This is a genomic window from Micromonospora reichwaldensis, from assembly GCF_031845925.1.
Classification (GTDB): domain Bacteria; phylum Actinomycetota; class Actinomycetes; order Mycobacteriales; family Micromonosporaceae; genus Micromonospora; species Micromonospora reichwaldensis.
This window is the reverse complement of sequence record NZ_JAVRFL010000045.1, coordinates 42,837-53,563: the sequence shown is the minus strand read 5'-3', so window position 1 is coordinate 53,563 and position 10,727 is coordinate 42,837. Positions and strand designations below refer to the sequence as shown.

Annotated in this window: 9 protein-coding genes; all 9 read right to left on the bottom strand. The window is 75.2% G+C overall.

Annotated elements, in window-relative coordinates; all coding sequences use genetic code 11:
- Window positions 1-1,346, bottom strand: a 1,346-nt coding sequence (locus RM555_RS27585) for a M28 family peptidase (RefSeq protein WP_311414456.1), incomplete at its 3' end; no start/stop codon positions are given.
- Window positions 1,347-1,509: 163 nt separating this feature from the next.
- Window positions 1,510-3,048 carry an RsmB/NOP family class I SAM-dependent RNA methyltransferase gene (locus tag RM555_RS27580; RefSeq protein WP_311414461.1) on the bottom strand — a complete coding sequence of 513 codons (1,539 nt, stop codon included), beginning with the start codon at window positions 3,046-3,048 and terminating at the stop codon, window positions 1,510-1,512.
- Entirely contained in the window at window positions 3,003-3,929 is a 927-nt protein-coding gene (gene fmt / locus RM555_RS27575) for a methionyl-tRNA formyltransferase (protein ID WP_311414455.1), read from the bottom strand. Before fmt ends, RM555_RS27580 begins: the two co-directional genes overlap by 46 nt.
- A gap of 4 nt (window positions 3,930-3,933) precedes the next feature.
- Entirely contained in the window at window positions 3,934-4,494 is a 561-nt protein-coding gene (def, locus tag RM555_RS27570; RefSeq protein WP_132240175.1) for a peptide deformylase, read from the bottom strand.
- 144 nt (window positions 4,495-4,638) lie between these two features.
- Entirely contained in the window at window positions 4,639-5,622 is a 984-nt protein-coding gene (locus RM555_RS27565; RefSeq protein ID WP_311414454.1) for an AAA family ATPase, read from the bottom strand.
- 256 nt (window positions 5,623-5,878) lie between these two features.
- Window positions 5,879-7,921 (bottom strand): primosomal protein N', encoded by a 2,043-nt coding sequence (locus tag RM555_RS27560; RefSeq protein ID WP_311414460.1) that lies wholly within the window; start codon window positions 7,919-7,921, stop codon window positions 5,879-5,881.
- Window positions 7,918-9,111, bottom strand: a complete 1,194-nt coding sequence (gene metK, locus RM555_RS27555; protein ID WP_091632919.1) for a methionine adenosyltransferase — start codon at window positions 9,109-9,111, stop codon at window positions 7,918-7,920. Before metK ends, RM555_RS27560 begins: the two co-directional genes overlap by 4 nt.
- Before the next feature lie 88 nt (window positions 9,112-9,199).
- Complete coding sequence (coaBC, locus tag RM555_RS27550) at window positions 9,200-10,408, bottom strand: bifunctional phosphopantothenoylcysteine decarboxylase/phosphopantothenate--cysteine ligase CoaBC (RefSeq protein ID WP_311414453.1); 1,209 nt, start codon at window positions 10,406-10,408, stop codon at window positions 9,200-9,202.
- Window positions 10,409-10,422: 14 nt separating this feature from the next.
- Window positions 10,423-10,686, bottom strand: coding sequence for a DNA-directed RNA polymerase subunit omega (rpoZ, locus tag RM555_RS27545; RefSeq protein WP_007075826.1), 264 nt, complete (start codon window positions 10,684-10,686; stop codon window positions 10,423-10,425).
- Between the last annotated feature and the right edge of the window lie 41 nt (window positions 10,687-10,727).

Below are 10,727 nucleotides of genomic sequence, written 5' to 3'. Positions count from 1 at the left end.
CCGCTGGCGCTGGACGCCGACCGCACGGACCGCGCGGCGCTCGCCGCCCGGCTGCGCGACCTCGCCGACGGCGGCACGCCCGCCGGGATCCTGTCGCTGCTGCCGCTCGACGAGACGCCCGCCCCGGTGACCGTGACGGTGTAGGTGCCCAGCGTCGCCGAGGCCGACGCGCTGAGCGTCAGGGTGGCGGAGCCGCCGGAGGTGACCGACGACGGGCTGAACGAGGCGGTGACGCCCGCCGGCAGGCCGGTCGCCGACAGGCCGACCGTCTGGGCCGTGCCGGCGGTGGTGGCCGTGGAGACCGTCGCCGTGGTCGACGCGCCCCGCTGCACCGAGCCCGACGTCGGGCTCACCGCGACGGAGAAGTCGTTGGTCGCCGAGCCCACGGCGAGCTGCCAGATGGCGTACGCGATCCCGTCGGCGCTGCGGTTGAGCACCGTGGCGCTGACGTTCGAGGTGGTGTCGCACGACCGGTGGTAGCACGGGTCGTACGCCGCGCCGGACGTGCCGCCCCACTTGGCGGCCTGCGCCGAGGTCTTCCGGGCGCTGGCCCCCGCGGCGTACCCGGAGGTCTGGATGCCGGCCTGCGCGAACGGGTAGTCGTCGGAGCGGCCCTGGCCCTCGACGTTCTCCTCGGGCTGGATGTTCAGCGAGTCCCAGTACGCCTTCAGCGGGGCGGCCGTGGCGGAGGTGATCCGGTTGATGAAGTAGCCGCCGTTGACGGAGCCGATCATGTCGAAGTTGTAGTAGCCCTTGATGTAGCCCCGCTGGGTGGCGCTCAGCGAGCGGACGTAGAAGTCGGAGCCGTTGAGGCCCTGCTCCTCGTCGGTCCACCAGGCGAACCGGACCCGCTTGGTCATCGTCGGGTTCTGCCGGGCCAGCACCAGCGCGTTCTCCAGCAGCGCCGACGAGCCGGTGGCGTTGTCGTTGATGCCCGGGCCGGCGGACACGCCGTCGAGGTGCGAGCCGAACATGACGACCTGGTCGGCGGGGCCGCCCGGCCACTCGGCGATCAGGTTGTTCGACCGGTACGTGCAGTCGGTGCAGACCTGCTCGGTGACCGTGTAACCGGCGGCCTGGAGCTTCGTCTTGACGTACGCGACGGAGGCCGTGTAGCCGGCGGACCCGGCCCGCCGGTTGCCGCCGTTCTGGGTGGCGATGGTCTGGAACTGCGTGAGGTGGGCCTGGACGTTGGCCACCGCGATGTCCGGTGCGGCCAGTGCCTGCGCGGCGGGCGCGAGCACGCCGACGGACGGGGCCGCCGCCGCCGGCCCGACGGCCGGTGCGACCGCGGCGGCGGCGAAGACGGCGAGTGCGGCACCGACGGTCAGGACTCTTCGTTTCATGGACGCTCCTCGATAGGTGACGACATGATGCCACCTCGGAGCGCGTTTGGGGAGACAGTGGAGGGACGGCGGTCCCGGCCGCCGGCGCGCCGTGCGCACGACGGCCCCGGGCGTCGCCGGTCCGCCCCGGTCGGGGCGGACCGGTTTGTCCGGTGCGCCCCGCTCAGGTGCGGCGGAGCATCGCGAGGAACATCGCGTCGGTGCCGTGCCGGTGCGGCCACAGCTGCACCGTCGGCCCGTCGCCGAGGCCCGGCATGCCCGCCGGCAGCAGCGGTCGGGCGTCGACGAAGTCGACCGGCACGCCGGAGCGGCGGGCCGCCTCGGTCACCGTCACGTGCGTCTCCACGGTGTGCGGGGAGCACGTGACGTAGGCGACCAGCCCGCCCGGCCGGACGGCGCGCAGCGCCGCGGCGAGCAGCTCACGCTGCAACCGGGTCAGCGGCGGCAGGTCCGAGGGCTGGCGCCGCCAGCGCGACTCCGGGCGGCGGCGCAGCGACCCCAGCCCCGTGCAGGGCGCGTCGACGAGCACCCGGTCGAAGTGCGCCTCCGGCAACTTGGGGTCCGCGCCGACGGTGCGGCCGTCGGTGTGCAGCACGCTCACGGGCAGGCCCCGGGTGGCCTGCTCGACCAGCCGGGCCCGGTGCTCCGAGACCTCGACCGCGGTCAGCCGCGCGTCCCGCTGGGCGGCGAGGGCGCCGAGCAGGCCGGACTTGCCACCCGGGCCGGCGCACAGGTCCAGCCAGCGCCCGTCCGGGCCGTCGAGCGGGGCCACCGCCAGGGCGTCGGCCACCAGCTGGGAGCCCTCGTCCTGCACGTGGGCACGCCCCTGCGCGAGCGCCGGCAGGTCGCCGGGCGCCCCACCGGAGAGATAGACCGCGTACGGGGAGAAGGCCCCCGGTGCGCCGCCGGCCTCGTCGGCCAGCTCCGCCGGATCGGCCAGCCCGGGCCGGGCGCACAGGTGCACCGGCGGGCGCTCGTTGTCCTCGATGAGCAGCCGGGTGGTCTCGCCCAGGTCGCCGCCGAGCGCCTCGGCGAAGGCCCGCACGATCCACTGCGGATGGCTGTACGCCAGGGCCAGGTGCCCGATCGGGTCGGTCTCCGCCGACGGGGCCAGCTTGGCCACCCAGGCGTCGGCGTCGCGGCCGGCCACCTCGCGCAGCACCGCGTTGGCGAAGCCCGTCGCGCCGGCCCCCACCGACTTGACCAGGTCGACGGTCGAGGAGACGGCGGCGTGCGCCGGCACCCGCGTGTGCAGGAGCTGGTACGCCCCGAGCCGCAGCGCGTCGCGCACCGGCGGGTCGATGCGCTGCACGTCCCGCCCGGCGGCGTCGCCGAGGATCGCGTCGAGGGTGCCGAGGTGGCGCAGCGTGCCGTAGGTCAGCTCGGTGGCGAAGGCGGCGTCCCGGCCGACCAGCCCCGCGTCGCGCAGGAGCGACGGGAGCACCAGGTTGGCGTACGCGTCGTCCCGGTGCACCGCCGCGACCGCCTCGTAGGCCACCTGGCGGGGCAGGTCCACCGCCGGGCGGACCGGGGGACGCCGGCCGCCGTCGCGACGGTCACCGCCGGACCGGGCACCCCACTGGCCGCCCCGCGCCGGCCGCTCGCCGCGCCGTTCGCCGGAGAAGCGGTCGCCCGAGGGCCGTTCCGAAGTGCCCGTCACGCGACTTCCTCCCCCGCGGCGACCCGGACGCCCCGCGCCCAGTCGGTCGCCGGCATCGCCCGCTTGCCCGCCGCCCGGACCTCGCCGAGCCGCACCGGGGTGGTGGCCGTGCCGGCCAGCACCCGGGACTTCTCCACCAAAAGCTCGCCCGGCTTCAACTCCGGACCGTCGGGCACCGGGGTGACCGGGCCCAGCTTGACGCGCTCGCCCCGGAACGTCGTCCACGGGCCGGGCGCCGGAGTGCAGGCCCGGATCCGCCGGTCCACCGCGAAGGCGGGATCGGACCAGCGCACCCGGGCGTCCTCCACGGTCAGCTTCGGCGCCAGCGACACCCCGTCGGCGGGCTGCGGCTCGGCCCGCGCCGTGCCGTCGTCGATCGCGTCGAGGACGGCCACCAGCAGGCCGGCGCCGGAGTGGGCCAACCGCTCCAGCAGGTCGCCGGACGTGTCGGCCGGACGGACCTCGTCGGTCAGCGTGCCGTAGACCGGACCGGTGTCCAGCCCCTCTTCCAGCTGGAACACGCTCGCCCCGGTCAGCTCGTCGCCGTGCAGCACGGCGTGCTGCACGGGTGCGGCCCCGCGCCAGGCGGGCAGCAGCGAGAAGTGCAGGTTGATCCAGCCGTGGCGGGGGATCTCCAGGGCGGCCGGCGGCACCAGCGCGCCGTAGGCGACCACGGGGACGCAGTCGGGGGCCAGCTCGCGCAGCCGGTCCTGGAACTCCGGCTCACGCGGCCGGGCCGGGGTGAGCACCTCGATCCCGTGCTCGTCGGCCCACGCCCCCACCGGGGAGCGGGCCAGCCCGCGACCGCGCCCGGCGGGGGCGTCCGGCCGGGTGACCACGGCGACGAGCTCGTGGCGGGAGGCGGCCACGGCCGCCAGGGCGGGAACGGCGACGGCCGGCGTGCCGGCGAAGATCACGCGCACCGGCTCACCGACCCAGGCCGAAAGGGCTGCCCGAGGCGTGCGGGTTGAGCTTGACCGTCGGCGGGGTGGTCGGGTCGTACCACTCCGCCTGGCGGATCGCCTTCATCGCCTCCTTGCGCCCGGCCGGGTCCAGCCGGTCCACGAAGAGCACCCCGTCGAGGTGGTCGGTCTCGTGCTGCACGCAGCGGGCCATCAGACCGGTCCCGACGATCTGCATCGGGTCGCCGTAGCCGTTGAAGCCCTTGGCGATCACGTTCTGCCGGCGCTTGGTGTCGAAGTAGAGGCCGGGAATGGACAGGCAGCCCTCGGGGCCGTCCTGCTCCTCGGCGTCGGGAAACTCCAGCACCGGGTTGACCAGGTGGCCGACCACGTCGTCGACGTCGAAGGTGAACACCCGCAGGCCCACACCGAGCTGCGGCGCGGCGAGGCCGGCGCCGTTCTGCTCACGCATCGTGTCGGTCAGGTCGGCGACGAGCTTGCGCAGCTCGACGTCGAAGTCGACCACCGGATCGGCCGGCGTGCGCAGCACCGGATCCCCGAACAGACGGATGGGCTGGACGGTCACTCGGCATGGCTCCTTCGGCGGGCGGACTTGTGCCGTACCAGTCTACGGAGTGCCGTCGGCCGCCCCGGCCGGCGTACCGCGAAGCGACGCGGCCCGTCACGTGTCGATGGTCACCGGAAGGCGCCCGTGGCCGCAGGAAGCGGCTCAGACGCCGGTGCCCGGCTCCCCGGCCAGGACGGCGTCGCCGCCGAGCAGGGCGTGCTCGGGCAACGGCAGCTCGATGGAGTGGGCGGCCTCCCAGTCGTGGATCAGGCCGGGCCGGGCCTGGGCGGCGAAGTAGTCCACCGCGCTCATCCCGCCGACCACCGGCTCGTCCACCTCGGCGACGAGCTGGGCCGGCACCAGGCGGAAGCCGTTCTGGAGGGCGGCGCTAAGGCGGCGGTGCCCGTCGACGACGAAGAAGTACTCGCCGGTGTAGCCGATCCGCAGGGGCTCCAGCGCCTCGTCGCCGGCGGCGGCCACCTCGCCGACGAACTCCGAGTCCCACAGGTCGCGCAGGCGGGCGATGTCCTCGGTCGGGTAGACGCGGGCCGGGTCGAGCAGCAGCAGCGGCGGCGCGTCGCGCAGCACGTCCGCGCCCAGCCGGCCCTCGTACGCGTCGATGATGTGCTCGATGACCTCGGAGGCCGAGGCGCGGGTGGTGTCGCAGATCAGGTCGTAGTTGCGCAGCCGGGCCTTGTCCACCCCGTAGCGGATGATGAACCGGCCCCGCTCGCTCTCGCTGCGCTCGCGCAGCTTGGCCTTGGCCTCCTCCATGGAGGCGTAGCTCTCGGCCGGGCCGGAGGGGCGGGCGAGCACCCGCCGGGCCGCCTCGCCCGGCTCGGTGATCATGTGCACCTTGAGCGCGTCGGTGAAGAAGTGCCAGGCCAGCCGGGAGTCCATGACGAGCCGCTCGCCCGAGGCCGCGATGTCCCGCTGGAGCTGGTCGACGTAGCCGTCGACGGCCTGGTCCAGCTCCGCGTGCAGGTTGAGCTGGAGCGCGGTCATCTGCCGCTCCTGCGCCATCTGGCGGTAGAGGTCACCGACGCTGACCCGGCGCAGGCCGAGCCGCTCGGCGATCACCACGGAGACGGTGCTCTTGCCGCTGCCGAGGTCACCATTGAAGACGATCGACTGACGAACGGTCACGACTGGTCCACCCCTGATCACCGGCTGTTTGGAATCATCGACACCGCGCCGAACCGACGCGCTCCCGCCATCGTCGCGCGATCCTGCGACGACCCCGGCTCGGCGCGGGTGGCGCCGCGCCGCGACCTGGAGCCGTCGTACGCCCGGGCATGACGGGCGATGCTATCACCCGCGTGTCGACACACCGTCGGACACGGCGTGCGACGACGGGCCAGGTCGGGCGGTGGGAGCGGCGCTGGATCGCCCGGGCCGCCGGTCAGAAGAGGGCCAGCGGGTCGACCTGGAGACGGACCGGCTCGGCGGCCTTGCGGGCGGTGCGCACCCCCGCCGCCGAGTGCAGCGCGCCGGCCAGCGCGCCGGCCCGGGCCCGGGGGACCCGGACCAGCATCCGCTCGCGCTCCCCGTCGGCCGGCACCGGCCCGAGCAGCTCCGCCTCCGCCGGCAGCCGGGCCTCGGCCAGCAAATCGGCCACCGCAGCCGGCAGGCCGGTCACGCTGGCCATCCGCACCGCCGGAGGGAAGCCCAGCTCCCGCCGTTCGGCCAGCTCCCGGGCGGCGAACCAGCCGGCGTCCCAGCGCAGCAGCGCCTGTACGGGGGCGAGGGCCCCGTCGGCGACCACCACCACGCGGCCGCCGGCGGCGGCGGGACGGGCCAGCGCGGCGGCCGCCAGCCAGCGGCGCAGCGCCTCCTCCCCCGCCCGCAGGTCGGCCCGCGTGAGCAGGGCCCACGAGTCGAGCAGCAGCACCGCCCCGAAGCCGCCGTCGGCGACCGGCTCGGCGCCGGGGGTGGCGATGACCAGGCCGGCGCCGCCCGGGACCGTGGCCAGCACCTCCTCCCGCCCGGAGGTCCGCACCGGCACACCGGGGAAGGCCCGGCCCAGTTCCTCGGCGGTGCGCCGGGCGCCGGTGACGGAGGCGCGCAGCCGCCGCCCGCCGCACTCCGGGCAGGCGTACGCGGCGGCGACCCGCCCGCACCAGCGGCAGGCCGGGATGCCCTCGGCGGAGGGCAACGCGAGCGGGCCGGCGCAGTGCGGGCACCGGGCGGGGGTGCGGCACTCGGCGCAGGCCACCGACGGCAGGTAGCCGCGGCGGGGCACCTGGACCAGCACCGGCAGGTCCGCCCGGAGCGAGTCCCGGGCGGTGGTCCAGGCCAGGCTGGGCAGCCGGGCGGTGGCCGCCCCGGGGTCCCGGGCCAGCTGCGGGTCGTCGCCGGTCGGCGCGATCGCCGGCATCCGGGCCCGGAGGGTCGCCCGGTCGGCCACCACCTCGCGGGCCCATCCGGTCTCCACCAGGAGCTGCGCCTCGGCGGTGCGGGTGTAGCCACCCACCACGGCCGCGGCGTCGCCGAGCTGGGCGCGGGTGAGCAGCACCTCCCGGGCGTGCGGATAGGGGGCCCGGGGCTCGGCGTGCAGGTCGTCGCCGTCGTCCCAGATCGCCACCAGCCCGAGGCGGGCGACCGGGGCGAACATCGCGGCCCTGGTGCCGACCACCACCGCCACGTCGCCGCGCCGGGCGGCGAGGAACGCCCGGTAGCGCCGGGCGGGACCGAGCGCGGCGGAGAGGCAGACGTGCCGCCCCGGGCCCAGGGCGGCGTGCAGGGCGGCGTCGAGACGGTCCAGGTCGCGGTTGTCGGCGACGACCACCACCGCGCCCCGGCCGCCGGCCACGGTGGCGGCGACGGCTTCGGCGTACCGGGCGGGCCAGTCCTCCCCCGGCAGCGCCGACCAGACCGCCCGGGCGGCCCGGCCGTCGGCGAGCGCCCGGAGCAGGGCCGGCCCGGCCGGGTAGTCCCGCCAGGCGTCGGGCCCGGCCGGCGCAGCGGGGCCCTCGCCGAGGGCGGCGGGGTTCTCTTCGGGGACGGCGGGGCCCTCTTCGGGGGCGACGGGGTTCTCGTCGGGGGCGGCGGTGCGGGCGCGGACGTCCTTCTCCACCCGGGCGTGCCGGGGCGGGACGGCGAGGCGGAGCACGTCGGCGAGGTTGCCGGCGTAGCGGTCCGCGACCACCCGGGCCAGCCGGGCGACCTCCGGCGCGAGCACCGGCTCGGGCGAGACGACCTTCTCCAGGTACGCCAGCCGGCCGGTGTGCCCCGAGTCGTCGGCCCGCTCCAGCAGCCAGCCGTCGACGAGCTGCCCCGCGAAGCGGACCTTCACGCGTACGCCGGGGACGGCGTCGGCGTCCAGCTCGGCCGGGACGAGGTAGTCGAACGGGCGGTCCAGGTGGGCCAGGGGGACGTCGACGCAGACACGAGCGACCGGCGACCCGTCCGCGGGTCGCCGGTCGCTGCGCCTGGTGCCGGTCAGGCTCCCGCGGCCGACTTGAGGTCGGCGGCCCGGTCGGTGCTCTCCCAGGTCAGGTCCGGCAGCTCCCGGCCGAAGTGGCCGTAGGCGGCGGTCTGCTGGTAGATCGGGCGGAGCAGGTTCAGGTCCCGGATGATGGCGGCCGGGCGCAGGTCGAAGACCTCGGAGACGGCCTTCTCGATCGAGGCGACCGGCACGGTCTCGGTGCCGAACGTCTCGACGAAGAGGCTGACCGGGTGGGCCTTGCCGATCGCGTACGCGACCTGGACCTCGCACCGCTCGGCCAGGCCGGCGGCGACCACGTTCTTGGCCACCCAGCGCGTCGCGTACGCCGCCGAGCGGTCCACCTTCGACGGGTCCTTGCCGGAGAACGCGCCGCCGCCGTGCCGGGCGTAGCCGCCGTAGGTGTCGACGATGATCTTGCGGCCGGTCAGGCCGGCGTCGCCCATCGGCCCGCCGATCTCGAACCGGCCGGTCGGGTTGACCAGCAGCCGGTAGCCCTCGGTGTCCAGCCCGAGGCTCTCCAGCTCCGGGGCGATGACGTGCTCGCGCACGTCGGGGGTGAGCAGCGAGTCCAGCGAGATGTCCGCGGCGTGCTGGCTGGAGACGACCACCGTGTTGAGCCGGACGGGGCGCAGCCCCTCGTACTCGATCGTGACCTGGGTCTTGCCGTCGGGACGCAGGTACGGGATCGTGCCGTCCTTGCGGACCTGGGAGAGCCGCCGGGCCAGCCGGTGCGCCAGCGCGATCGGCAGCGGCATCAGCTCCGGCGTCTCGGAGCAGGCGAAGCCGAACATCATGCCCTGGTCGCCGGCGCCCTGGGCGTCCAGCGCGCTCTCCGACGCCCCGGTACGCAGCTCGAAGGCGTTGTCGACGCCCTGCGCGATGTCCTCGGACTGGGCGCCGATGGAGACGCTGACGCCGCACGAGGCGCCGTCGAAGCCCTTCTTCGACGAGTCGTAGCCGATGTCGAGGATGGTCCGGCGGACGATGGTCGGGATGTCGGCGTACGCCTTGGTGGTCACCTCGCCCGCGATGTGCACCTGACCAGTGGTGATCAGGGTCTCCACGGCGACGCGGCTGCGGGGGTCCTCGGCGAGCAGGGCGTCGAGGATGCCGTCGCTGATCTGGTCGGCGATCTTGTCCGGGTGGCCTTCCGTGACCGATTCGGAAGTGAAGAGGCGGCGTGTCACGGCACTCCTAAATTGTGGAAGTCGTTCCGCGGCAGTGTAGTCATCCGCGTCAGCGCCTGGCCTCTTCGGTCGTGCCCGTTTCCAGCCGTCAGGAACGGCCGGGCAACCGGGCCACCACGAGATCCCAGACGCCGTCGGCGAGGTCCTCCTTGGACCGCTCGGGCATCCGGCTGACCGAACCGTCCGCGCCGATGACCGTCGCCGCGTTGGTCTCGGCGCCGAAGACCTTGTCGGACCCGACCTCGTTGATCACGACGAGGTCCGCCCGCTTGCGGGCGAGCTTGGCCCGGCCGTTGGCCTCGGCGTCGCCCGTCTCCGCGGCGAACACCACCAGCACCTGCTCCGGTCGACGGCGCCGGCCCAGCTCGGCCGCGATGTCCGGGTTGGTGACGAGCTCGATGGTGGGCGCGCTGCCGTCGTCCGACTTCTTGATTTTGCCAGGCGCGTAGGTCGCGGGGCGGAAATCGGCCGGAGCCGCCGCCATCACCACCGCGTCGGCGTCGGCCGCCGCCGCGAGCGTGGCGTCGCGCAGCTCGCCGGTGGTGCCGACGCGGACCAGGTCGACGCCGGCGGGGTCGGGCAGCGAGACGTTGGCCGAGATCAGGGTGACCCGGGCGCCCCGGGCCACGGCGCAGCGGGCGAAGGCGTAGCCCTGCTTGCCCGAGGAGCGGTTGCCCAGGAAGCGGACCGGGTCGAGGGGCTCGCGGGTGCCGCCGGCGGTCACCACCACGTGCCGCCCGGCGAGGTCGGCGGGGGCCCCGACGCCCCGCGCGAGGGCCCGGCGGGCGACCGCGAAGATCTCCGCCGGGTCAGGCAGCCGGCCCTTGCCGGTGTCGGCGCCGGTGAGCCGGCCGACGGCGGGCTCGACGACGCGCACGCCCCGGGAGCGCAGCGTCGCGACGTTGGCGACGGTGGCCGGGTGCTCCCACATCTCGGTGTGCATGGCCGGAGCCAGCACGACCGGGCAGCGGGCGGTCAGCAGCGTGTTGGTGAGCAGGTCGTCGGCGAGGCCGTGGGCGGCCTTGGCCAGCAGGTCGGCGGTGGCCGGCGCGACCACCACCAGGTCGGCCTGCTGACCGAGCCGGACGTGCGGCACCTCGTGCACGTCCGACCAGACGTCGTCGGCGACGGGCTGGCCGGAGAGCGCCGCCCAGGTCGGGGCCCCGACGAAGCGCAACGCCGACGCGGTCGGCACGACCCGGACCTGGTGGCCCGACTCGGTGAAGAGCCGCAGCAGCTCGCACGCCTTGTAGGCGGCGATGCCACCGCCGACCCCGAGGACGATCCGGGGGGACATCGACGCGGGGCGGATTACGGCTGGTCGGTCGGCTCGGCGGTGAGCAGGCCCGCGTTGATCTCGCGCATGGCGATGGAGAGGGGCTTCTCCTGCGGCGTGGTCTCGACCAGCGGGCCGACGTATTCCAGCAGACCCTCACCGAGCTGGCTGTAGTAGGCGTTGACCTGGCGCGCGCGCTTGGCGGCGAAGATCACCAGCGCGTACTTCGAGGTCGTCTTCTCGAGGAGCTCGTCGATCGGCGGGTTGGTGATGCCTTCGGGGTTTGCGATGGATCCCACGAATTAACCTCTGCGTCTATCGCACCGCGCTCGGCGGTGCT